Below are 22,596 nucleotides of genomic sequence, written 5' to 3'. Positions count from 1 at the left end.
AAAGCGGACCTGGGGCGGCCGGCCGCGCTACTTCAAGAACGCCAAGAGCAGGGTCACGACGATGACGCCGATGCCGATGGCAGTGCCGAGTTCAGGATTGCGGTATGCGGCGTAGACGGCCAGCGCGCCGAGCGCCAGCGCAAGCGCGGTTCGAGTGTCCATGCCTGTCAGGACTGCCGTGCCGCGGGAAATTTTACGCCGCCAACGTTGCGGCGGATGAAAGAAGTTGGCCTCTTGCGCGTCCTACTACCAACCAACCTCTGCGGGGTCCATCCCCGCCTGAGTCCGGTGGAAGGACGGCCCATGGCAACCAACTCAGGAGGAGCGGGTCCCGCGCGGCCACGAGACCGGCTGTCCCGTGAACAGGAGGCGAAGCTGAGCGAGGTACTGAAAGAGGTCCATCCGCGGCTTCTGACGGTGGTGATGCGGATGACGCGTGACTACCACCTGGCCCACGACGTCACCCAGGAAGCCTGTCTCGCGGTGATCCAGGAATTCCGCAGGGGCACCGTGTTCAGGAAGCCGGTCATCGTGTACGCCACCGTCGTGGCCCGCAACAAGGTCCTCTCGGAACTGGGACGGATGCGGGCACAGCTGGAACGGCCCTCGGGCGAGCTCCCGGAGGGCGGCAGGCCGTGGCCGGACACCACAGCTCCGTACGACATCACCGCGGGCTTGGAATACCTCGAACTGCTGGCCGCGGTGAAGGCCGCGATCCGTGACGAGAGGCAGGCGACGGTCTGGGAACTGACCCACGTCTGGGGCCTGAAGGGCATTGAGATCGCAGCGTTGCTGAAGGTCTCATCCGCGACCGTGTCCAGGGATTTGGAGAAGGCAGAGACCAAGGCCAAGCGCATATCCGAACCGCACGCAGAGCAGTAGCTCGCCTCTCGGGGCCACGGTGGTCGCGAGAGGCGAAACCCGTGGTCCCGACTCGGGACCTACCGCTCCCGACACGAAGGGAGCGAGCTGCTTCCCACAGACGAAGAAACGGGACACGGAAAAGGGGATGCAAATGGAGCACGAGAAGCGCTCCTCTCCTCACGAGAGGATGCTGGCCTACTTGCGGGAGGGAGAGCGGCTCGTCGAGAACTCCCCACACGGGGCACCCGGCTGGGACGTGGTGTATCGCGCGCTGTCGGATGCCGCGGACCAGGCCGAAGCAGGCGTCAGCGGGGACGAATCGGTGACGCGGAACGAGACCGGACTGCACACCGGCTCGATCGTCTGGTGACGGGCCGCCGATGAAGCCTCCCGGCGCACTCGTCAGCCCACAGCCGAGCCGAGCAGGCAGCACCTTGGTCACGGTGCTGTTCACCTCTGCCCGCCTGTCGGGCACGTTCAGCAACACCGCATGCAGCTGTACGGACGGTACGGGGGCCCGCCCGTAGAGCTGGATCTGCACCGCCTCGGGGGCTGGGCAGGTCATTCACCATCGCTGTGCCCTCCCCGCCAAGCATCCCTGCCTGGCGGGGAGGGCACACCGCATCATCGGGGACCAAGAACGAAAGCCGTCAGCCGTGGACGTCGACGTCTGGCCCGGCTGTCACTCGTGAGCGGCGCTGGCCCCACGGAGAGTCAAACGGCCTTGCCCTTCGACCAGAGACAGCCGACAGGGCTGGGGCGCGGACCTCGATGGCCCCAGAAATCAACCCGAGGGCTTCCCGCATCACAGGCGCGAGACCCGAAGAGGGGAGCACGACAAGATCTGTGCTCTGCCGCCAGTACCTCTCTGCCGCTTCGGCTCACGCCTGGAGTACCACAATGGCGCCTCCGACGCCGCCAGTCGCGCCGCCTTCAGGACGGAGGCGTCCCAGGGCGCGCATCGAGTCGTGATCAAACTGCGGGTTTTACCCTCGTGGCGGTGCAGTTCGAGGGGGGATCTAACGATTCAGGACGGGTGGGCAGTGGCCGGAGATGCCGAAGGAGTTCGGCGCCTGGCCGAGTGTCTACAACCGCTTCCGGCAGTGGCGGGACGCGGGAAGAGCGACGACGCATCCGGCGCGGCGAAAAGTGCGACTGAAGGCCGCTCTCCTCGGTCGCTCCAGAGGCGGGCAGACCAGCAAGGTCCACGTCGCCTCCGACCGCAAGTGCCGCCCGCCGGCGTTCGTCCTGACCGCAGGCCAGGCGGCGGACAGCCCGGTGCTGGGGAAGACACGTGTCCTCGGCCCCGTCGGCCGCCCCCGAATTCGACCCGACACGGTGGCCGGGGACAAGGCCTATCCGTCCCGAAGCAATCGGGCTCACCTGCGGCAACGCGGCATCAAGGCGGTCATCCCGGAGAAGAGGGACCAGGCCGCCGACCGGAGAAAGAAGGGGCGCAGGGGCGGCCGTCCGGTCAGCCACGACGCCGCCCTCTACAAGGAGAGGAACACCGTCGAGCGCCTGATCAACAAGCTGAAGGCCTGGCGAGGCATCGCCGCCCGGTACGACAAGAGCCCGGACAGCTACCTCACTGGCCTCCACCTGCGCGCTTGAATGATCTGGATCAAAGACCTCACCCGCACCGCCCAGTGAGCACAGCCCGGTACGCGCCGGCGTCCTGGCAATCACGAGCCGCCGGCCTCGGAGACTCGCCCGGTCAGAGCGGGCCGGCCATCCTGTAGACCGAGACATGAGAGCGCGACTCCGCAGTGAATTCCTTTCCCGTCCAGTCGGCATGCCTGGACTCCCGTGTCATTCCGGCCAGCTCGGCCATCAGGTCAAGTTCAGCCGGCCAGATGTATCGGTGCGGGCTGCGGAACAACCGGGCCTCGCGGCCGGCCTCGGTGTCGAACCGGAAGTGGTGCGAGACGACCTGCTGGCGAAGGACATCGTAGGTGTCGAGCCCGATGTAGCCCGTCACCGACTCCCAGACCACGGCCTGCTGACCTGGCGGCAGCTTGCGAAGTTCGGGGACCCACAGCTCGACGACGAACCGCCCGCCCGGCGCGAGGTGGCGTGCGGCGTTTCGAAAACAGGCAACCTGCTCGGCCTGCGTGAGCAGGTTGGAGAGGGTGTTGTAGACGAGATAGACGAGCTGGAACTCGCCCGGAACTCGTGCAGTGGCCATGTCGCCGACGACGACCGGGACGGCCGCGTCGTCTGCCTTGGTGCGGAGCTGATCGATCATCGGCTTCGACAGCTCGATGCCACTGACCGGGACTCCGCGCTCCGCGAGGGGCACTGCCACCCGCCCGGTCCCGATGGCGAACTCCAGCGCCCGCCCGCCGTCGGTGAGCTCCACGAGTCGGTCCACGGTCGGCCTCAGCACCGTCGGCGCGAACATACCGGTCCCAGGGGAGTCATAGCTCTGAGCGGCCTGGTCATCCCAAATCTCACTTTGAAGCATGACCAGCGATGATTTCCCACCACTCCAGGAACGGCAACGCACTTTTTCAGAGTCAAGATGAGGGTGCGCCGCCGGTTCGAGCTCCGACTTGACCCCATGCCGGCACCCCCGAGGAGCACCGGCGATGCTCTATGTGCCGGCCGACACACGACGTGACATGTGCCTCTCCCACGCCGGCAGGCACCTCGTGGTGGGTTGCGTCGGGAACGGCGGAGGCCAGCCCGGAGTTCTCTCCACTCCTCAAGGCTGAGTGTCCAGTCGCTGAACCGCAGTCGGGATGCCGAGGAAGTAAGCGCGGCTTCCTCGAACAGCATGCCCGTGGCCCTCTGGATGAGCTGGACCGCGGCGAAGCGGCGGAAGATCACGCCCCGTCCCGGGAAGGGTCGGAGGGCGTCCGGTTTCAGCTGCCACCGCCTCAGGACCGCACCACGTCGTACGCGGCGTACACCAATCTCCCCAACCGATCACAACCAAGCGCGATCAGACCAGCACGCCGCTACCGCTCGCCGACCAACGATCGGAACCGCCACCTACCGCTCGTGGTCACAGTGGTCCGTCGAGGTGTTGTGCGAAGCCTTGCCGCCTCAAGTTCCATACTGTAGACAATATTTCGTCGACAGAGTTCGGCAGTTCCTCGGTACCCTCGACCGAACGGAGCGAGCCACAGTGAAAGTCGCCGTTCTCGGCGCCGGTGCGATCGGCGCCTACGTCGGCGCCGCGCTGCACCGCGCAGGCGCCGATGTGCACCTCATCGCCCGTGGACCGCATCTCGCGGCCATGAGGCAGCACGGAGTCCAAGTCCTGAGTCCGCGTGGCGACTTCACCGCGCGCGCCCATGCCACCCACGACCCGGCCGAGGTCGGCCCGGTCGACTATGTCCTGCTCGGCCTGAAGGCCAACTCGTACGCGGTGTGCGGGCCGCTGATCGAGCCTTTGCTGCACGACACCACGGCGGTGATCGCCGCCCAGAACGGCATCCCCTGGTGGTACTTCCACCGGCACGGCGGCCCGCACGACGGCCACCGGGTGGAGAGCGTGGACCCGGACGGCGCGGTCAGTGCGGTGCTCGCGCCCGAGCGGGCCATCGGGTGTGTCGTGTACGCCGCGACCGAGCTGGAAGGACCGGGCGTCGTACGGCACTTGGAAGGCACCCGGTTCTCCGTCGGCGAGCCCGACCGCACCCTCTCCGCGCGGTGCACGGCGTTCAGCGAGGCCATGACGGCCGGCGGCCTCAAGTGCCCGGTCGAACGGGACCTGCGCAACGACATCTGGCTCAAGCTGCTCGGCAACATCTCCTTCAACCCGATCAGCGCGCTGGCCCGCGCGACGATGCGGCAGATGTGTCTGCACGGCGGCACCCGCAAGGTCATCGAGATCATGATGACCGAGACGCTGGCGGTCGCCGAGGCGCTCGGCTGCGAGGTGGGCGTCTCCATCGAACGGCGGCTGGCCGGCGCCGAGCGCGTCGGCGACCACCGCACCTCCACTCTCCAGGACCTGGAGCGCGGCAAGCCGCTCGAACTGGACGTACTGCTGGCGGCGGTCGTCGAGTTGGCGGACATCACCGGCGTCGAGGTGCCCACCCTGCGCACCGTCCACGCCATCTCGGACCTGCTCGCGCTGAGGAGCGCCGCATGAGGAAACGTGAATCGAAGGTCTACGCCCGGCTCACGCACCCCCTGGTCCGTGACGCGCGCGACGAGCCGTTCCGGCGGGCCACCTGGGACGAGGCCCTGACCCGCGCGGCGTCCGGACTCAGTGCCGCCCGCGGCGCCTTCGGCCTGTTCTCCTGCGCCCGCGCGACCAACGAGATGAACTACGTGGCCCAGAAGTTCGCCCGGGTCGTGATGGGCACGAACAACGTCGACTCCTGCAACCGCACCTGCCACGCCCCGAGCGTCGCGGGCCTGAGCGCCGCCTTCGGTTCCGGCGGCGGCACCTCCTCGTACGCGGAGGTCGAGGAGACCGACCTCATCGTGATGTGGGGCTCCAACGCCCGCTTCGCCCACCCGATCTTCTTCCAGCACGTGCTGAAGGGGATCAGGAACGGCGCCCGGATGTACGCGGTCGACCCGCGCCGTACGTCCACGGCCGAGTGGGCGGAGAGCTGGCTCGGTCTGAACGTCGGCACCGACATCCCGATGACGCACGCGATCGGCCGCGAGATCATCCACGCGGGCCTCGCCAACCACGCCTTCATCGAGCGGGCCACCAGCGGCTTCGAGGAGTACAAGGCGCTCGTCGAGCCCTGGACGCTGTCGCTCGCCGAGAAGGTGACGGGCGTACCGGCGGCGGCCATACGGCAGTTGGCGCACGCGTACGCCCGCGCCGAGCGCGCCCAGCTGTGCTGGACCCTCGGCATCACCGAGCACCACAACGGCACCGACAACGTCCGCGCGCTGATCAACCTGTCCCTGCTGACCGGGCACGTGGGCCGCCACGGCTCCGGGCTCCAGCCCCTGCGCGGACAGAACAACGTGCAGGGCGGCGGCGACATGGGCGCCATCCCCAACCGCCTCCCCGGCTTCCAGGACATCCTCGACCCCGAGGCGCGGCTGAAGTTCGAGTCCGCCTGGAACACCGTCATCCAGCCGCACTACGGCCTGAACCTGACGGAGATGTTCGAGGCCATGGAGGAGGGCACGCTCAAGGCCGTCTACTGCATCGGCGAGAACCCGGCGCAGTCGGAGGCGGACAGCGAACAGGCGGTACGGCGGCTGGGCGCCCTCGACTTCCTCGTCGTGCAGGACATCTTCCTCACGAAGACCGCCCAGTTGGCGGACGTCGTGCTGCCCGCGACCGCCGGGTGGGCGGAGACCGAGGGCACCACCACCAACAGCGAGCGGCGTGTGCAGCGGGTGCGCGCGGCGGTCACACCGCCCGGTGAGGCCCGCGAGGACATCGACATCCTCTGCGACCTCGCCGCGCGCCTCGGGCACGACTGGAAGTACGCCGACGCCGAGGCCGTCTGGAACGAGCTGCGGTCGGTGTCGCCGGACCACTACGGGATGACGTACGAACGGCTGGCGGAGCACCAGGGCATCCAGTGGCCCTGCCCCGACATCGGGCGGCTCGAACCCACCTATCTGCACGGCCGGTTGTGGGCCTCGGACCCCGCCGAGCGCGGTCGGCTCGCGCCGTTCGGGATCGTCCAGCACGACCCGCCCGTGGATCTGACGGACGAGGAGTATCCGATCCGGCTCACCACCGGGCGGCGGCTCGACTCGTACAACACCGGGGTGCAGAGCGGTGGTTTCGCCTCGCCGTTGCGGCGCGGCGAATATGTCGAGCTCTGTCCGGAGGACGCCGAGCACTACGGGGTCGTGGTGGGCGAGGAGGTCCAGGTCTCCTCGCGCCGGGGATCCGTCCTGGCACCCGTGTGGATCGACACCGCGCTGCGGCCCGGCCTTGCGTTCATGACCATGCACTTTCCCGACGAGGTGGACACCAACCAGCTGACGATCGAGGCGAACTGCCCGATCGCGGGGACGGCGGAGTTCAAGGCGTCGGCCATCCGGATCGAGAAGCTGCCGGTCGCGACTCAAGTGAGGTGATGTGGTGGATCTGCACTTCGGTGACAGCAAGCCGACGGACGAGGAGCGGGCGGCGATCGACGCGCTGCTCGGTCCTCCGGAGTCCTCGTGGGAGGGCGCCGCCCGCGATGAGATGAGGGCCGCCGACCTCAGGTGGGCGCGCGGCGGCCGGGAGGCCCGCGAACGCCGCGACCTGCTGTTGCCGGGGCTGCACGCCGTCAACGACCGGATCGGCTGGATCAGCGAGGGCGCGCTCGACTACCTGTGCCGCCGGCTGACCGTACCGCCTGCGGAGGCCTACGGGGTCGCGACCTTCTACGCGATGTTCTCGGTGAAACCGCGCCCCGCGACCGTACTCCACGTCTGCACGGATCTCGCGTGCGCGGCGGCGGGCGCGGCGGAGCTGTGCGCCGGGGTCGAGGCCCTCCTCGGGCCCGGCAGCGGCGTCGGCGTCGAGCGCAGCCCCTGCCTGGGGTTGTGCGAGCGCGCTCCGGCGGCCCTCGCGGTCAGGGCGGGCGATCCGGTGCGTACGGCCGTGTCGGCGCCCACCACCGTCGCGCGGGCGGCGGAGGCGGCGAGCGCCCCCGACTCGGCGCCCGAGGAGCCGCCCGCGGCCTTCGCGGTACCCCAGGCGGGCGATCCCTCCCTCGTGCTGCTGAGCCGTGTCGGTGTGGTCGACCCCGCCTCGCTCGACGACTACCGGGCACACGGCGGGTACGCCGCGCTGCGGCGGGCCTTCGCCCTCGGGCCGGCCGGAGTCATCCGCGAGGTCACCGACGCGGGCCTGGTCGGGCGCGGCGGCGCCGCCTTCCCCACCGGCCGCAAATGGCAGGCCACGGCGTCCCAGCCCGACCATCCGCACTACCTGGTGTGCAACGCCGACGAGTCCGAGCCGGGCACCTTCAAGGACCGGGTCGTCATGGAGGGCGACCCGTACGCCCTCGTCGAGGCGATGACCATCGCGGCGTACGCCGTCGGGGCGCACAAGGGTTACCTCTATCTGCGCGGCGAGTACCCGCGCGCCCTGCACCGCATGGAGCACGCCCTCGGGCAGGCACGCGCGCGTGGTCTGCTCGGCGAGGACGTCCTCGGCCAGGGGTACGCCTTCGACATCGAGATCCGGCGGGGCGCGGGCGCGTACATCTGCGGCGAGGAGACCGCCCTGTTCAACTCGATCGAGGGGTACAGAGGAGAGCCGCGTTCCAAACCGCCCTTCCCTGTGGAGAAGGGTTTGTTCGGCAAACCCACTGCCGAGAACAACGTAGAGACCCTGGTGAACGTCCTGCCGATCCTGACGAGGGGAGCCGAGGCCTACGCGGCGATGGGCACCCCGGGCTCCACCGGCCCGAAGCTGTACTGCGTGTCGGGCAGCGTGGACCGGCCCGGAATCTACGAACTGCCGTTCGGGGCGACGCTGGGGGAGCTGCTGGAACTGGCGGGCCTGCGCGAGCGGCTGCGCGCGGTGCTGCTCGGCGGCGCGGCGGGCGGTTTCGTACGGCCCGACGAACTCGACATCCCGCTCACTTTCGAGGGCACCCGGGCAGCGGGCACGACCCTCGGCTCGGGTGTGGTCATGGCCTTCGACGACACGGTCCCGCTCCCCCGCCTCCTGCTGCGCATCGCCGAGTTCTTCCGCGACGAGTCGTGCGGGCAGTGCGTGCCGTGCCGGGTCGGGACCGTACGGCAGGAGGAGGCACTGCACCGGATCGTCGAGCGGAGGGGCGCCGCGGCGGCCGACGACCTCGCCCTGCTCAGGGAGGTGGGTCGCGCGATGCGGGACGCCTCGATCTGCGGTCTCGGGCAGACCGCGTGGAACGCCGTGGAATCCGCGATCGACCGCTTGGGGGCCTACGAATGACCGCGATACCGCTGGGAGTGCCGCGTCGGCTCGTCGAGTTCACCCTCGACGGGCAGGAGGCCAGGGTTCCGGAGGGCTCGACGATCCTCGACGCCTGCCGGGCGGCGGGCAAGGAGGTCCCCACCCTCTGTCAGGGCGACACGCTCACCCCCAAGAACGCCTGCCGGGTCTGTGTCGTCGAGCTGGAGGGCGCCCGGACCCTCGTCCCGGCCTGCTCCCGCAAGGCGGAGGCGGGCATGGAGGTACGGACGGACACCGAGCGCGCCCGCCACAGCCGCAAGGTCGTCATCGAGCTCCTCGCCTCCTCGGTCGACTTGTCGACCACTCCGGAGGTGGCCGGGTGGATCAAGGAGTACGAGGCGAAACCGGACCGCTTCGGCCCCGACGCGGCGCGCCTCGACGAGGAGCCGAAGATCGACAACGGCCTCTACGTCCGCGACTACGACAAGTGCATCCTCTGCTACAAGTGCGTCGACGCGTGTGGCGACCAGTGGCAGAACACCTTCGCGATCTCGGTCTCCGGGCGCGGTTTCGACGCCCGGATCGCCGTCGAGCACGACGCCCCGCTGACGGACTCGGCGTGCGTGTACTGCGGCAACTGCATCGAGGTGTGCCCGACGGGGGCGCTGTCCTTCAAGTCGGAGTTCGACATGCGGGCGGCGGGTACATGGGACGAGTCGGCGCAGACCGAGACGACGACGGTGTGCGCGTACTGCGGAGTGGGCTGCAACCTCACCCTGCACGTGCAGGACAATGAGATCGTGAAGGTCACCTCCCCGCACGACAACCCGGTGACCCACGGCAATCTCTGCATCAAGGGCCGCTTCGGCTACCAGCACGTACAGAACCGGGACTGATCAGGACATGGGACGAGTCACGGAACGACGCAAGGTGATCCGCATCCGGGACGGGGTCATCTCCTCCCGCCCCGACACGCTCGTCGCCGAGGAGCCACTGGAGATCCGCCTCAACGGGAAACCGCTCGCGATCACCATGCGCACCCCGGGCGACGACTTCGCGCTCGCCGCGGGCTTCCTCGTCAGCGAGGGGGTCTTCGGCCGGGCCGACGAGGTGCAGAACATCGTCTACTGCGCGGGCGCCACCGCCGACGGTTCCAACACGTACAACGTCGTGGACGTCCGGACCGCGCCGGGCGTCGTGCTGCCCGACATCACACTGGAGCGCAACGTCTACACGACCTCGTCCTGCGGCCTGTGCGGCAAGGCGAGCCTGGACGCGGTCCGTACGACGGCCCGCTGGGCCATCGACGACGGCGCCGACGCTCCCCCGGTCCGGCTGGAGCCCGCTCTCCTCGCCGGCCTCCCCGACCGGCTGCGCGCGGCCCAGCGGGTCTTCGACCGGACCGGGGGTCTGCACGCCGCGGCCCTGTTCACGGAGGACGGGGAGCTGCTCGACGTACGGGAGGACGTGGGCCGGCACAACGCGGTCGACAAGCTGGTCGGGCGCGCCCTGCAACGCGGCGACCTCCCGCTCTCCCGCACGATCCTGCTGGTGTCGGGCCGGGCCTCCTTCGAGCTGGCGCAGAAGGCGGTCATGGCGGGCCTCCCCGTACTGGCGGCGGTCTCCGCACCGTCCTCGCTGGCGGTGGACCTGGCCGCCGAGACCGGGCTGACCCTGGTGGGCTTCCTGCGCGGCCCCTCCATGAACGTGTACGCGGGCGAGCACCGCATCGCCCTGCGGGCCGCGGCCGCCCAGGGCTGACCGGCTCCCCGCGGCACGGCGGCGGGGCCCCGACCGGCGGGGAGCGCCCCCTGCGCCGTAGGGGCCCCGCCTCAGCCCGCCGCGACCGGGCTCACGGCTCCTCGGCCCGCGCCGGGTCGGCGAGGGGCGCGAGCGGGGCGAAGGCGGTGATCAGGGACGAGCGCCGGCTCGCCTCCCAGGCGAGCAGCACCTCGTCGCGCTCCGCGTCCGGCACCGGTACGTAGGTGATGTCCGGGCGCGAGTACTGCTCGGCGACGGACTCCGGTACGAGCGTGATGCCGGCCCCGCTCGCCACGGACTCGAACTTCTCTTCGATGGTGCGGATCGGCAGCTCGCCGGGACGGGGGTCGGCGTACCTCAGGCGCGGTTCGTCCGCCAGGTCGGCCAGGGCGAGTTCCGGTTTGCCCGCGAGCCGGTGGTCGGCGGGGAGCATCGCCACGCGCGCCTCGCTGAACAGCGACAGCAGTGTGAGGCCCTGCTCGCGGATCGGGCGGCGTACGTAGGCGAGGTCGACGGTTCCGTCGAGGATCAGCCGCTCCTGGTCGTCCCATTCGACGCGTCGGGCGAGCGCCTCTACGTCCGGGTGGGCGGCCCCGAAGGCGCGCAGGGCGCGGGTCACGACGACGCCGGCCCGGAAGCCGACGACCAGCCGGCGTGGTCCGCCGACGGCCCGGCGCACCCGGAGCCTGGTGGCGTCCGCGATGGCGAGCAACTGCCGTGCGTCGTCGAGCAGTTGACGCCCGGCTGCCGTCAGGGTCACACCATGGCTGTCGCGTTCGAAGAGCAGTGCGCCCAGGTCATTCTCCAGGGCGCGAATCTGACGGCTCAGGACCGGCTGAGCGATGTGCAGTCGCTCCGCCGCGCGGCCGAAGTGGAGCAGCTCGGCGACCGCCACGAAGTAGCGGATCTTCCGCAGGTCGAGGTCCATGGCCGCCTCTTCCGTCGTCCCGGTGGCGATGCCTTCAGGGTATCGCGCCTGGCGAAAGGGGATGAGTCTGCGAGAATCCGGGACACCCCGTTCGGGGGCGCGTACGGGGCGGTCGGGTACGGCGCACCGTCGATCAGGAAGGGCGGTTCCCTCGCGCGCTGACACTGGAGCCGGCGCCGATCCGGGTCGACGTGGTCTCCCCCGGCGTGGTCCGCACCGAAATGTGGCGGGAGCTGCCGGAGGCCGACCGCGAGGGCCTGTTCGCGTCCGCCGCGCAGTCGCTGCCGGTCGGGCGGGGCAGGGAGCCCGAGGACGTGGCGGAGGCATGCCTCCTCCGAACCCTGCCCCGCGCCGCGCCTCAGCCCGCGCTGAAGTGCACCTGCGCGGCGGTCACGACCGTGCCCAGGCGTGGGAAGTCGAGGCGGACCGACGCCTCGTGTTCGGGCGCGGTGAGGGCCGCCATCGCGTCCTCGGCGAACACGAGGTCGTAGCCGAGGTCGCCGGCGGCTCGGGCGGTGGACTCGACGCCGAGGTTGGTGGCGATCCCGCCGAACACCAGGGTGGAGATGCCGCGCTCCCGCAGCCGCTCGTCGAGACCGCTGCCCTGGAACCCGCCGATGGTCCGCTTCACGACCTCGAGGTCGCCCTCCACCGCGAGCCCGGCGACGAGTCCGCTGCCGGGCGGCTGCTCGGGCAGCCCGGGCCGTTCACCCCGGACGAGCACGACGAGCGCGCCCGCCTTGCGGAAGGTGGCCGCCAACTCCTCGGCGGCGGCGAGGACTTCGGTGCCCTTGCGGGGTTCCACGGGCAGTCCGACGATGCGCTCCATCAGATCCACGAGCACCAGGGCGGTGCGCGCGGGGTCGAGGGCGAGTCGGGGTTCGGTTTCGGGTGCGGTCATGACGGAACGTTAGCCTTCATCAGCCGTCCGTACCGGAAATCCGGATCAACAGGCCCATGAACTGCTTCCGCTCGGCCCCCGAGAGCGGCGAGAGGAGGGCGTCGTTGGCCTCGCGCGCCGCCCGCTCGCAGCGCGCGAGAAGGCGTGCGCCCTCCTCGGTGATGGACACCGCGTTCTTGCGCCGGTCCCTGGGGTCGGGTTCACGCAGGACCAGGCCCGCACCCTGGAGGTCGTTGAGAACACCGACCAGGTCCTTGGGGTCGAGCTGGATGCTGCGGCCCAGTTCGGCCTGGGCGACGGGGCCGAGGTCGGAGACGGCGGAGAGCACCACGTGATCCCACATCTTCAGACCCTCGGCCGCCAGCGCCTCGGCGACGAGGGCACGGGCGCGGGCGGCGGTGCGGCCGAGGAGCCAGCTGGGGAGGGCGCGGATGGCGGACAGGGGGGCGGACATGGAGCCAGCCTAGCGAAAAACCGTTGGGCACCCCAATGAATGTCCGCTACCGTTGGGACTCCCAACGACCTGAGGACTCACCCCCTCGCCTCCTCACCCGCTCACTCCTCACTCCTCACCCCTCGCCCCTGGAGGTGCGATGCGTCGCGTCCGATACGAGCGCACCGGTGGCCCCCTGTTCCTGGAGGACGTCCCCGTACCCACCGCCGGGCCCGGCGAACTGCTGGTGCGCACCGAGGCGATCGGCGTCACCCTCCCCGTCGTCCGCAAGGTCACCGAGGCCGCGGAGCCGATCCCGCTGGGCGGCGAGATCGCGGGCGAGGTCGTCGCCGTCGGCGCGGGCGTCACCCGTTTCTCGGCGGGCGACCGCGTCACCGGACTCTGCTTCGGGCACGGGTACGCCGACCACGCCCTGCTGAACGAGACCATGGCCTCCCCCGTCCCGGCCGCTGCGAGCGCGGTCGACGCCGTCACCCTCGTCCGCGGCGGGCTGGTCGCGCTCGGCGCCCTGAGGACGGCGCGCCCCGCACCCGGCGAGGCGGCGCTGATCACCGGCGCGGCGAGCGGGGTCGGCCATCTCGCCGTCCAACTCGCCCGACTACGGGGCGCGTCACGTGTCGTCGGGGCCGTGTCCGCACTCACCCTCGGCAAGGCGGAGTTCGTGCGAGGGCTCGGCGCGGACGAGGTGATCGCGTACGACTCAGAGGACTGGGGCGAGCCCGTCGACTACGTTCTCGACGCGGTCGGCGGCGACCTGCTCACCCCGGCCGTCGCCGCCCTCGCCCCGGGCGGGCGGCTCGTCCCGTACAGCTCGGGTGGCGGGAGCGTGCGGGCGTACGACCTGTTGGTGGGCGCCAAGTCCGTGATCGGCTTCCAGATGGCCCGGATCGCCCGGAACGAGCCGGGGCGGTACGAGCGGTGGCGCGAAGAACTGTGGCGACTGTTCGCGGAGGGAGCCCTGCGGCCCGCCGTGCACGGGGAGTTCGCCCTGGAGGACGCGGCGAGGGCGCACGCGGCGATCGAGTCACGGACCAACCTGGGGAAGGTGGTACTGCGCCCCTGACGGACGAGTTCAGATTTGGCGTGAACACGACCTGTGCTCGCTTCTTGTGGGGCCGCTGAGGGCCCAAGTAGCGTCTGCGGCACACACATTGGACGTCGGATGTCGGATGTCGGATGTCCAGATCACCCTGGTTGCCCAGACACACGAAGGGCAGGTCGCACCATGTCGGCACGTCTGCGCGCACGTCTCAGATCGACCCTGACCGCCGTCCTCGCGGCCGCCGCACTGTGCGTGCTCGCGCTGCCGAGCCCCGCGAGGGCCTCCGCGGCCGACGCGTCCGGTGCGGCCGGTGCGTCGTTCGAGCAACAGGTGCTCTTCCGGGCCTCCCAGGATCCCGGCTACGCCTGCTTCCGCATCCCGGCCGTCGTGCGGAGCACCCACGGCACCCTGCTGGCGTTCGCCGAGGGGCGCGTGCACGACTGCGGCGACGCGGGTGACATCGACATCGTCGTCAAACGGTCGACCGACGGCGGCCGGACCTGGGGACCGCTCCAGGTCGTCAACGAGGGGGCGGGCGACACCCACGGCAACCCCGCCCCGATCGTGGACCGCGAGACCGGTCGTATCGTGCTGGCGGAGACGTACAACACGGGCCGCACGGACGGGCGCGGTTGCGACGTCCCCTGCGACCGCACCCCGCATCTCCAGTACAGCGACGACGACGGCCTCAGCTGGTCCGCGCCGCGCGACCTGAGCGCCGAGATCCTCCCACCGAACTGGAACTCCTGGTACGCCACCGGCCCTGTGCACGGCATCCAGCTGACCCGTGGCAGGCACGCCGGGCGGCTCGTCTTCGGCGTCAACACCGAAACCTGGAACGGCAGTCGGGTCACCGCCAACAACGCCGCCCTCATCACCAGCGACGACGGCGGCGACCACTGGCGGATCGGCGCGAGCGACTCCTGGCCGATCGCGGACGACGGCACCTTCCGTCAGAAGCCGTCCGAACTGACGCTCACGGAACGCGGCGACGGGTCCGTCCTCGTCAGCGGGCGCGAGCAGGACGGCACCGACCTCGGCCACCGCACCCAGACCGTCAGCCGCGACGGCGGCGACAGCTTCACGGCGCCCTTCCGCGACCTCCCCGGCCTCTACGCGCCCCAGGTCCAGGGCTCCGTACTCCGCCTCGGCGACCGCATCCTGCTGGCCTGTCCCGGCGACCCCGACCGCCGCAGGACCATGATGATCCGCTCCTCGTACGACGGCGGGCGCACCTGGGACAGCGTGGACCGCGGCACGGTCGTGACCACCGACTGGTCGGGCTACTCCGACCTGGTCGGGATCGGCGGCGGCGCCGTGGGGCTGCTGTACGAGGGCGGCGCGGTCGACGCACGCGACGAGGTCCGCTTCGCCCGCTTCACCGAGGACTGGCTCACCCCGCGCCGCGGCCCCGACCCGACGACCGCCGACCTCGCCCGGCACGCCCAACCGGCCGCGGTCCTCGGCGGCGCCGGGGAGACGGCGGGCGTGCGCGGTGGCGCGCTGGAGTTCGACGGCGCCGACGACGCCGTACGCCTGCCGTATCAGGACCGACTCCCGCTCGGGACGAAGGACTTCACCGCGTCGCTGTGGTTCCGCTACACCGCCACCGGCGGGGAGCAGCCGCTGCTGTGGATGGGCGGGATCGGGACGACGCAGCCACAGGTGTGGATGCGCGCCGAGCCCGCGTCCCACCGGATCACCGCGCTGATCACCACGAGGAACGGAGCCGCGGCCCCGACCTCCGCCTCCGTGCGCACCGCGAGCGCCTACAACGACGGGCAGTGGCATCATCTGGCCCTGCGCCGGGGCGGCGGACTGCTCACGCTCTCCGTCGACGGTACGGCGGTCGGCGCCTCGGACGTGCCCGGTTCGGTCAGCCGCAACTCGCCGTTCGGGGTCCATGTCGGGCAACGGATGGACAGCCGGGCGTACTTCACGGGAGCGATCGACGAAGTACGCCTCTACGACCGTGCGTTGAGCGACGACGAGTTGTCCGCGCCGCCCTCCGCGGAAGTGACCCGGGACACCGTCCTGTATCTGCCCATGGACCGGGTGCGCGGCGGCCACTAACGTCCCGTCCGTGCCCGACGACGCACGAGCACGACGACGACGGACCGGGGCCGGCCTCGGTGTCCTGCTCGCCCTGGTCTGCGCGGCCGTGCTGCTCACCGCCCTCCCCGACCACGACCGGGAGGGCGGCGACGCGTGCACGGCCCGTACGCTGCGGTCCTGGAGCGCGGACGCGCGGCTCACGGGCGAGTTCGCGCGGTACGGCGACGACGCGAGCCGTGTCGACGACTGGACCGGCGGCGACGGCACGCACTCGGTGCGGCTGCCGGACGGGCGGCTGCTGTGGCTGTTCTCGGACACGTATCTGGGCCAGGTGCACGGGCCTCCGAACCCGGTCGGCGAGTCGTACGCGTGGCGCGACACGAGTGCGCCCCTGGTGCGGAACTCGGCCGTGGTGATGTCGAAGGACGGGCGGCTGGAGACGACGCTGCCCACGCCGGTGTTCCTCGACCCCGGGCCGGGGCGGTGGCGGTGGCCGGTCGCGGCCCGTGTCGAGCCCCGCTCCCCCGGCTCCGCCGAGCAGGTCGTCCGCGTCCTGCTGTGGACCCGTACCGCCGGCCAGGCTCCCTGGATCTACGGCGTGCCCACGTCCACCGAGGTCGCCACGCTCTCGCTGCCCGACCTGCGGCTGGAAGGCGTCACCACGGTCCTGGACCAGAGTTCCGTGACGGATCCCTCCCGGCGGGTGCTGTTCGGCACCTCGACGGTCGACGCGGGCGCGTGGACGTACGTCTTCGGCGGCGACGACGGCCAGGCCGCCTCGCGCCCCGCCTCGCAGGCGTACGTGGCGCGGGTGCCGCGCGGCCGGCTCGGGCAGCCGGCGGCCTGGGAGTACTGGGACGGCGGCGGATGGGCGGTGCGGGCACGCCCGGGGCCGGTGCTCGGGGACGAGCGGCGCACGGGGGTCGGCAGCGCGTTCACGGTGGTGCGGGACGGCGGGACATACGTCCTGTTTACGATGGCGGCGGGCACCGCGGGCCTGACGACGATCACCTCGTACTGGGCGTGCGCGCCGACCGGCCCCTGGCACGGGCCCACCCGGAGCTTCGGTCCGTCCCTGCCGCAGGGGCAGGTGGCCGCGTACAACCCGCAGGCGCACGCGGCGCTGAGCGACGGCGACCGGCTCGTCCTGAGCTATGACGTGAACTGGCTGGACACGACGGGCGGTGTCTCGGCGCAGGCGAACCTCAGTCGGAACGTGGCGCTGTACCGACCGCGATTCGTGACGCTGCGACTGGGGGCACCGGGGTCGTAGCCGCCTCGGGGTCGTGGGCGCGGCGCTTGGCGATCACCGCGCACACCATCAGCTGCATCTGGTGGAAGAGCATCAGCGGCAGCACGGCGAGCGAGGCGTGCGCGCCGAACAGGACGCTGGCCATGGGAAGCCCCGAGGCGAGGGACTTCTTCGACCCGGCGAACTGGATCGCGATGCGGTCCTCACGGTGGAAGCCCAGCGCCTTCCCGCCGTACCAGGTGAGCGTCAGCATCACCGCGAGCAGCACGGCCTCGACCGCGAGCAGTCCCGCCAGTCGCACCGCGCTCACCTGGTGCCATATGCCCTGCACCATGCCCTCGCTGAACGCGGTGTAGACGACGAGCAGGATCGAGCCGCGGTCGACGTACCCGAGAACCTTCTTGTGGCGCGTGATGAACTGGCCGATCCAGCGGCGCAGCACCTGCCCGGCGAGGAACGGCACCAGCAGTTGGAGCACGATCTTGACCAGCGAGTCCGCGGAGAATCCGCCGCCGCTGCTGCCCAGCAGTGCCGCGGCGAGCAGTGGGGTGACGACGATGCCCGCGAGGGAGGAGAAGGAGCCGGCGCAGATCGCGGCGGGCACGTTGCCGCGGGCCATGGAGGTGAAGGCGATCGACGACTGGATGGTCGAGGGGACGAGCGTGAGGAAGAGCAGACCGGTGTAGAGGTTGTGGGTCAGGAGCACCGGTTCGAGGCCGCGGGCGGCCAGGCCGAGCAGCGGGAAGACGACGAAGGTGCAGGCCAGCACGGTGACGTGGAGCCGCCAGTGCTTGAGGCCCTCGACCGCCTCGCGGGTGGAGAGCCGGGCCCCGTAGAGGAAGAAGAGGAAGGCGATGGCGGCCGTGGAGGCGCCCGACGCGACGTCGGCGCCCGTACCCCGTGCCGGGAGCAGGGCCGCCAGGCCCACTGTCCCGAGCAACAGCAGGATGTAGGGGTCGATCGGCATCCAACTCGGCCACTGCAGGCGTTTCACGGTGCTCCACTGCTCAGACGTCGTACGGTGCGGCCCCGGGGCAAGGGTGGTCCCGGGGCGGGTCGTGCCCTCTCCATCGTCCTCTTCCGGTCCGCGATCGGGAATCCGTCATACCGTTCTGACTGTCATCGCGATTCGCGATAACGTGGAGGTGTGTACGACCCCTCCCAGCTGCGTACCTTTCTGGCGGTGGCCCAGACCCTGAGCTTCACGCAGGCCGCCCGGCGGCTCGGGCTGCGCCAGTCGACCGTCAGCCAGCACGTACGCCGCCTGGAGGACGCGGTGGGACGGCAGCTGTTCTCGCGGGACACGCACTCCGTGGAGCTCACCGAGGACGGCGAGGCGATGCTCGGCTTCGCGCGCCGCATCCTGGCGGTTCACGAGCAGGCGACCGCCTTCTTCACGGGCACCCGGCTGCGCGGCCGGCTGCGCTTCGGCGCCTCCGAGGACTTCGTACTGACCCGGCTCCCGGAGATCCTGGAGGGCTTCCGGTACGACCATCCGGAGGTGGACCTGGAGCTGACGGTCGAGCTGTCCGGCACGCTGCACGAACAGCTCACGGCGGGCAGGCTGGACCTGGTGCTGGCGAAGCGGCGGCCCGAGGACCCGCGCGGCGAGCTGGTCTGGCACGACCGCCTGGTGTGGATCGGCGCGGAACGCCTGCGGCTCGACCCCGACCGCCCGGTCCCCCTGATCGTCTACCCGCCCCCGGGCATCACCCGCGCCCTCGCCTTCGAAGCCCTGGAGCGCCAGGGCCGCGCGTGGCGCATCGCCTGCACCAGCGGCAGTCTGAACGCCCTCGTCGCGGCGGCCCGCGCGGGCCTCGGCGTGATGGCCCACTCACGCGGACTGATCCCCCCGGGCCTCGTCCGCGTACCCGACCGCGCGGGCCTCCCGGAACTGGGCGAGGTCGACTTCGTCCTGGTGCACGGGCAGCGGCGTACGTCCGCACAGGGCGCGGCGGACGCCCTCGCGTCCGCGATCCTGGGAGGCGGGGACCGGCTGCTCGGGGGCGGCGGGCCTAGGGCCCGTCCGGCGGATCCGGCCGCAGGAAAATGACGGTGCCTCATCGCCGCAGATGGGCGTGCCGGCCCCCGCATCTGCGGCATGATCCGCCGGACGGGCCCTAGCGGGTCGGCCTCGCGTACGTGAGTTGCTTGATGCGGCGCAGGAACGGGGTCGTCTCGACGTGCTGGACCCCTTCGAGGGTGCCGAGGCGGCCGCTCAGGTAGGCGTAGAGGCCCGCCGTGTCACGGGCTACGGCGGTGACGACGATGTTGGAGGGGCCGGCCGTCGCCGCGGCGAAGGCGATCTCGTCGTGGGTGGCGAGGCCCTCTCCGACGGAGTGCAGGGCCGCCGGGGCCGCGGTGATCCACAGGACGGCGGCGCAGCCGTAGCCGAGGGTCTCGGAGTGGTACTCGAACGTCGACGTACACGGCGCCGGAGGCGAGCAGCGCGGCGAGGCGGCGCTTGACGACGGACTCGGAGCGACCGGTGGCGCGCTGGAGTTCCGGATAGGTGGCGCGTCCGTCGCGTTCGAGCGCGGCGACCAGCGGTTCGTCCTCGGGGTCGCAGCAGCGACAGGTCCAGGAGCGGGTGGGCGACCCGCCGCTCGACGAGGACGAACGCGACCAGCGCCAGCGCCGCCGTCCCGAACGATCCCGTCACCACTGTGATCCCGTACCTGTCCATCTGGATGCAGACCGTGCTGGGCATGAGCCCGGTGCGCGGCGGGCTCACCCTGCTCCCGCTGACCGGCGCGACGATGGTGGTCGCGATCCTCGCCGGGAAGCTGCTGCACGGGGTGCCCGCGCGGCAGACGATAGGCGGCGGGCTGCTCCTGGTCGGCTCGGGCGCGTTCTGCCAGGCCGTGCTGGACGCGGGTACGAGCTGGACGGTCCTGATGCCGGGCCTCGTCCTGGTCGGGATCGGCACGGGCTTCGTGTCCCCCGCCATCACGGGCGCCGCGCTCGCCGCCGTACCGCCGGAGCGGGCGGGCATGGCGGGCGGCGCGGTGAACACGGTCCGCCAGCTGGGGTACGCGCTCGGGGTCGCCGTCTTCGGGACGGAGCTGACCTCCCGCATGCGGGACACGCTCTCGCACGACGCGGCCCACGCCCTGGCCGGCGGCGGCGCCGGGGCCCTGCGCGGCCCTCTCTCCGAACACACCCTGCGGGCCGCGTTCGCCTCGGGGCTCGACTCGGCGTCGGTGGCGGCGGGCGTGACGGGGATGGCCGCCGGTGCGCTGGTACTGGTGTTGGTGCGGACGCCGCGCGCTGTGACGGACACGGCCGAGGCACCGGCGATGCGGGCGACGGCGTCCCGCGCATGACACCGGTGAGGGCCCGGTCATGACACCGGCGGAGCCGGTCCCGGAGCCACGGGGACCGGCTCCGGCGGTAGCCGCACAGCGCGGAATCGGAAATTCCGTGTCCGGTATCCGGCGTCCCGTGCTCCGTAGGAGGGTCGTACAGATTCCGTGGAGATTACGGGACCGAAACCTACGGAACCGTACGGGATTCTGTCCGGCCCTTCCCCATGTGCGGGCATTTTCTCGGCTGACCTGTGCGTATGCCGCACACACCCCCGGCCGACCCCCGCTCCGGCACCCCTCCCGCCCGACGGCGAGGTGGGGTAGCTTTCACGGCGCTGTGCGGAGCGCCACTAGGAGCGGGATTGCGCGAGTTCACCAACCCTCCGTTGGCGTCGGCGCCGCCGGTGGGCGGCTTGGCCGACGTCATATTCGACCATGCCCAGGAGGACCCGCTGCGGGCCGCGTTCGGCCGCAAGGACGAGAACGAACAGTGGCGCGATGTGACGGCCGCCGAGTTCCGTGACGAGGTCCTCGCACTGGCCAAGGGACTGCTCGCCCAGGGAATCCGATTCGGCGACCGGGTCGCGATCATGTCCCGTACCCGCTACGAATGGACACTCTTCGACTACGCGTTGTGGACGATCGGCGCCCATGTCGTCCCCATGTACTCGACGTCCTCGGCCGAGCAGGTCTTCTGGATGCTGCACGACGCGCAGGTGTCGGCGGCGGTGGTCGAGCACGAGGACCACGCGATGACCATCGCCACAGTGATCGACCGGCTGCCCCAGCTGCACAAGCTCTGGCAACTGGACTCGGGCGCGGTGCAGGAGCTCTACGAGGCGGGCACGGGCATCGACGACGAGGTGGTGCACCGGCACCGGCGCGCCGTCACCCCCGAGTCGATCGCGACGATCATCTACACCTCGGGCACCACGGGCCGCCCCAAGGGCTGCGTCATCTCGCACGCCAACTTCATGGCCGAGGCGAGCACGGTCATCGGGCTCATGGAACCGATCTTCACCTCCAAGCGCGACAACGGGGCATCCACACTGCTGTTCCTGCCGCTCGCGCATGTCTTCGGGCGGATGGTCCAGGTCGCGGGAGTGCTCGGGAAGGTCAAGCTGGGCCATCAGCCGCAGATGCATGCCGCCGTGCTGCTGCCCGACCTGGCAGCGTTCCAGCCGACGTTCATCCTGGCGGTGCCGTACATCTTCGAGAAGGTCTTCAACGCGGCCCGCCGCAAGGCCGAGAAGGACGGAAAGTCCGGACCCTTCGAGAAGGCCGTGGAGGTCGCGGTCCGCTACGCGGACGCGATCGAGGCGAAGGCGTGGGGGATCGGCGCCGGGCCGTCGGCGAGCCTGCGGATGCAGCACCAGTTCTTCGACAAGGTCGTCTACACCAAGATGCGCGCCGCCATGGGTGGCCGGGTCAGACACGCGGTCTCGGGCGGCTCCGCGATGGACCGTCGGCTCGGGCTGTTCTTCGCCGGCGCAGGCATCCAGATCTACGAGGGATACGGGCTCACCGAGACCACCGCCGCCGCGGTCGTCACCCCGCCCGAGCGAACCCGGTACGGGACGGTCGGCCAGGCCATTCCGGGCACGACCGTGCACATCGCGGACGACGGCGAGATCTGGCTGCACGGCGACAACATCTTCCAGGGCTATCTGAACGACCCCAAGGCCACCGACGCCGCACTGCACGACGGCTGGCTCGCCACCGGCGACCTCGGCGCCCTCGATGAGGATGGCTTTCTCACCATCACCGGGCGCAAGAAGGAGATCCTGGTGACCTCCGGCGGCAAGAGCGTCTCGCCGGGCGTCCTGGAGGAGCGCGTGCGCGACCATCCGCTGGTCGCCCAGTGCATCGTGGTCGGCAACGACCGGCCGTACATCGCGGCGCTCGTCACCCTCGACTCCGAGGCCGTCGATCACTGGCTCCAGATGCGGGGCAAGACGCGGCTGTCCCCGTCCGACCTGGTGCGCGACCCGGACCTGGAGACCGAGGTGCGGCGGGCGGTGGTCGCCGCGAACACCCTGGTCTCGCAGGCCGAGTCGATCCGTACGTTCCGGATACTGGCGAACCAGTTCACCGAGGAGCACGGCTTGCTGACGCCTTCGCTGAAGTTGAAGCGGAAGGCGATCGAGAACGCGTATGCGACGGAGGTGGAGGCGTTGTACCGGGCATGAGCCCGCTGCAACGCCCCCGTCCG

General features: G+C 70.9%; 18 protein-coding genes and 4 pseudogenes. 15 read left to right on the top strand and 7 right to left on the bottom strand.

What is annotated here, in order from left to right; all coding sequences use genetic code 11:
- Positions 1–27: 27 nt before the first annotated feature.
- Entirely contained in the window at positions 28–162 is a 135-nt protein-coding gene (locus ACZ7M3_RS46200) for a hypothetical protein (protein WP_268256109.1), read from the bottom strand.
- 141 nt (positions 163–303) lie between these two features.
- Between ACZ7M3_RS46200 and ACZ7M3_RS46195 the strand changes: the two genes are divergently transcribed.
- The 3 genes and pseudogenes from ACZ7M3_RS46195 to ACZ7M3_RS46185 form a co-directional block, all read left to right on the top strand.
- Entirely contained in the window at positions 304–882 is a 579-nt protein-coding gene (locus tag ACZ7M3_RS46195; RefSeq protein ID WP_472071931.1) for an RNA polymerase sigma factor, read from the top strand.
- A gap of 133 nt (positions 883–1,015) precedes the next feature.
- A complete protein-coding gene (locus ACZ7M3_RS46190) occupies positions 1,016–1,234 on the top strand; it encodes a hypothetical protein (RefSeq protein WP_472071929.1) in 219 nt (72 codons plus the stop codon).
- Between the two features lie 653 nt (positions 1,235–1,887).
- Positions 1,888–2,478, top strand: a pseudogene (locus ACZ7M3_RS46185) (IS5 family transposase); the annotation flags it as partial.
- A gap of 103 nt (positions 2,479–2,581) precedes the next feature.
- On the opposite strand, the gene ACZ7M3_RS46180 reads toward ACZ7M3_RS46185, so the two are convergent.
- Entirely contained in the window at positions 2,582–3,331 is a 750-nt protein-coding gene (locus ACZ7M3_RS46180) for a class I SAM-dependent methyltransferase (protein ID WP_472071959.1), read from the bottom strand.
- Positions 3,332–3,997: 666 nt separating this feature from the next.
- On the opposite strand from ACZ7M3_RS46180, the gene ACZ7M3_RS46175 reads away from it, so the two are divergent.
- From ACZ7M3_RS46175 to fdhD, 5 genes are read left to right on the top strand one after another with little or no spacing between them, the layout of a single operon-like run.
- Positions 3,998–4,969, top strand: a complete 972-nt coding sequence (locus ACZ7M3_RS46175; protein WP_472071927.1) for a 2-dehydropantoate 2-reductase — start codon at positions 3,998–4,000, stop codon at positions 4,967–4,969.
- Positions 4,966–6,885, top strand: coding sequence for a molybdopterin oxidoreductase family protein (locus ACZ7M3_RS46170; RefSeq protein ID WP_472071925.1), 1,920 nt, complete (start codon positions 4,966–4,968; stop codon positions 6,883–6,885). Before ACZ7M3_RS46175 ends, ACZ7M3_RS46170 begins: the two co-directional genes overlap by 4 nt.
- A gap of 4 nt (positions 6,886–6,889) precedes the next feature.
- Positions 6,890–8,722 (top strand): NADH-ubiquinone oxidoreductase-F iron-sulfur binding region domain-containing protein, encoded by a 1,833-nt coding sequence (locus ACZ7M3_RS46165; RefSeq protein ID WP_472071923.1) that lies wholly within the window; start codon positions 6,890–6,892, stop codon positions 8,720–8,722.
- Positions 8,719–9,579, top strand: a complete 861-nt coding sequence (locus tag ACZ7M3_RS46160) for a 2Fe-2S iron-sulfur cluster-binding protein (protein WP_121414451.1) — start codon at positions 8,719–8,721, stop codon at positions 9,577–9,579. The genes ACZ7M3_RS46165 and ACZ7M3_RS46160 overlap by 4 nt, the downstream gene beginning before the upstream one ends.
- Before the next feature lie 7 nt (positions 9,580–9,586).
- Positions 9,587–10,444 carry a formate dehydrogenase accessory sulfurtransferase FdhD gene (fdhD, locus tag ACZ7M3_RS46155; protein ID WP_472071921.1) on the top strand — a complete coding sequence of 286 codons (858 nt, stop codon included), beginning with the start codon at positions 9,587–9,589 and terminating at the stop codon, positions 10,442–10,444.
- A 91-nt stretch (positions 10,445–10,535) separates the two neighbouring features.
- Here fdhD and ACZ7M3_RS46150 read toward each other — a convergent pair whose 3' ends face one another.
- On the bottom strand, positions 10,536–11,372 hold the full coding sequence (locus tag ACZ7M3_RS46150; RefSeq protein WP_472071919.1) for a LysR family transcriptional regulator: 837 nt from the start codon (positions 11,370–11,372) through the stop codon (positions 10,536–10,538).
- A gap of 191 nt (positions 11,373–11,563) precedes the next feature.
- On the opposite strand from ACZ7M3_RS46150, the pseudogene ACZ7M3_RS46145 reads away from it, so the two are divergent.
- A pseudogene (locus ACZ7M3_RS46145) lies at positions 11,564–11,644 on the top strand (SDR family oxidoreductase); the annotation flags it as partial.
- Positions 11,645–11,730: 86 nt separating this feature from the next.
- Here the strand turns inward: ACZ7M3_RS46145 and ACZ7M3_RS46140 are convergent.
- Positions 11,731–12,273 carry an isochorismatase family protein gene (locus ACZ7M3_RS46140; RefSeq protein ID WP_168497537.1) on the bottom strand — a complete coding sequence of 181 codons (543 nt, stop codon included), beginning with the start codon at positions 12,271–12,273 and terminating at the stop codon, positions 11,731–11,733.
- Positions 12,274–12,292: 19 nt separating this feature from the next.
- Positions 12,293–12,727, bottom strand: coding sequence for a MarR family winged helix-turn-helix transcriptional regulator (locus ACZ7M3_RS46135; protein ID WP_472071917.1), 435 nt, complete (start codon positions 12,725–12,727; stop codon positions 12,293–12,295).
- A 139-nt stretch (positions 12,728–12,866) separates the two neighbouring features.
- Here ACZ7M3_RS46135 and ACZ7M3_RS46130 point away from each other — a divergent pair, with 139 nt between their 5' ends.
- The 3 genes from ACZ7M3_RS46130 to ACZ7M3_RS46120 all read left to right on the top strand — a co-directional run bounded on the left by ACZ7M3_RS46130 (position 12,867) and on the right by ACZ7M3_RS46120 (position 17,097).
- Positions 12,867–13,790 (top strand): quinone oxidoreductase family protein, encoded by a 924-nt coding sequence (locus tag ACZ7M3_RS46130; protein WP_472071915.1) that lies wholly within the window; start codon positions 12,867–12,869, stop codon positions 13,788–13,790.
- A 162-nt stretch (positions 13,791–13,952) separates the two neighbouring features.
- Entirely contained in the window at positions 13,953–15,842 is a 1,890-nt protein-coding gene (locus ACZ7M3_RS46125) for an exo-alpha-sialidase (RefSeq protein WP_472071913.1), read from the top strand.
- Between the two features lie 10 nt (positions 15,843–15,852).
- On the top strand, positions 15,853–17,097 hold the full coding sequence (locus tag ACZ7M3_RS46120; RefSeq protein ID WP_472071911.1) for a hypothetical protein: 1,245 nt from the start codon (positions 15,853–15,855) through the stop codon (positions 17,095–17,097).
- On the opposite strand, the gene ACZ7M3_RS46115 is transcribed toward ACZ7M3_RS46120, so the two are convergent.
- Complete coding sequence (locus tag ACZ7M3_RS46115) at positions 17,030–18,070, bottom strand: bile acid:sodium symporter family protein (RefSeq protein ID WP_472071909.1); 1,041 nt, start codon at positions 18,068–18,070, stop codon at positions 17,030–17,032. The genes ACZ7M3_RS46120 and ACZ7M3_RS46115 overlap by 68 nt on opposite strands.
- A 153-nt stretch (positions 18,071–18,223) precedes the next feature.
- Between ACZ7M3_RS46115 and ACZ7M3_RS46110 the strand changes: the two genes are divergently transcribed.
- Positions 18,224–19,129: a LysR substrate-binding domain-containing protein gene (locus ACZ7M3_RS46110; protein WP_472071907.1), complete on the top strand. Its 906-nt coding sequence runs from the start codon at positions 18,224–18,226 to the stop codon at positions 19,127–19,129.
- Positions 19,130–19,196: 67 nt separating this feature from the next.
- On the opposite strand, the pseudogene ACZ7M3_RS46105 reads toward ACZ7M3_RS46110, so the two are convergent.
- Positions 19,197–19,644 (bottom strand): annotated as a pseudogene (locus tag ACZ7M3_RS46105) (Lrp/AsnC family transcriptional regulator); the annotation flags it as partial.
- Between the two features lie 32 nt (positions 19,645–19,676).
- Here ACZ7M3_RS46105 and ACZ7M3_RS46100 point away from each other — a divergent pair.
- Positions 19,677–20,402 (top strand): annotated as a pseudogene (locus tag ACZ7M3_RS46100) (MFS transporter); the annotation flags it as partial.
- A 344-nt stretch (positions 20,403–20,746) separates the two neighbouring features.
- Positions 20,747–22,573 (top strand): AMP-dependent synthetase/ligase, encoded by a 1,827-nt coding sequence (locus ACZ7M3_RS46095; RefSeq protein WP_472071905.1) that lies wholly within the window; start codon positions 20,747–20,749, stop codon positions 22,571–22,573.
- Positions 22,574–22,596 lie beyond the last annotated feature (23 nt).

Source organism: Streptomyces sp. NPDC111656 (genome assembly GCF_055656965.1).
Note: the sequence above shows the minus strand (reverse complement) of the source record. Positions and strands in the feature narration are given on the sequence as shown.

Bases quoted from the DNA above. Each gene is read 5' to 3' on its own strand.
- ACZ7M3_RS46200 (WP_268256109.1), bottom strand. From the start codon at position 162: ATGGACACTCGAACCGCGCTTGCGCTGGCGCTCGGCGCGCTGGCCGTC.
- ACZ7M3_RS46195 (WP_472071931.1), top strand. From the start codon at position 304: ATGGCAACCAACTCAGGAGGAGCGGGTCCCGCGCGGCCACGAGACCGG.
- ACZ7M3_RS46190 (WP_472071929.1), top strand. From the start codon at position 1,016: ATGGAGCACGAGAAGCGCTCCTCTCCTCACGAGAGGATGCTGGCCTAC.
- ACZ7M3_RS46180 (WP_472071959.1), bottom strand. From the start codon at position 3,331: ATGCTTCAAAGTGAGATTTGGGATGACCAGGCCGCTCAGAGCTATGAC.
- ACZ7M3_RS46170 (WP_472071925.1), top strand. From the start codon at position 4,966: ATGAGGAAACGTGAATCGAAGGTCTACGCCCGGCTCACGCACCCCCTG.
- ACZ7M3_RS46160 (WP_121414451.1), top strand. From the start codon at position 8,719: ATGACCGCGATACCGCTGGGAGTGCCGCGTCGGCTCGTCGAGTTCACC.
- fdhD (WP_472071921.1), top strand. From the start codon at position 9,587: ATGGGACGAGTCACGGAACGACGCAAGGTGATCCGCATCCGGGACGGG.
- ACZ7M3_RS46150 (WP_472071919.1), bottom strand. From the start codon at position 11,372: ATGGACCTCGACCTGCGGAAGATCCGCTACTTCGTGGCGGTCGCCGAG.
- ACZ7M3_RS46140 (WP_168497537.1), bottom strand. From the start codon at position 12,273: ATGACCGCACCCGAAACCGAACCCCGACTCGCCCTCGACCCCGCGCGC.
- ACZ7M3_RS46135 (WP_472071917.1), bottom strand. From the start codon at position 12,727: ATGTCCGCCCCCCTGTCCGCCATCCGCGCCCTCCCCAGCTGGCTCCTC.
- ACZ7M3_RS46130 (WP_472071915.1), top strand. From the start codon at position 12,867: ATGCGTCGCGTCCGATACGAGCGCACCGGTGGCCCCCTGTTCCTGGAG.
- ACZ7M3_RS46125 (WP_472071913.1), top strand. From the start codon at position 13,953: ATGTCGGCACGTCTGCGCGCACGTCTCAGATCGACCCTGACCGCCGTC.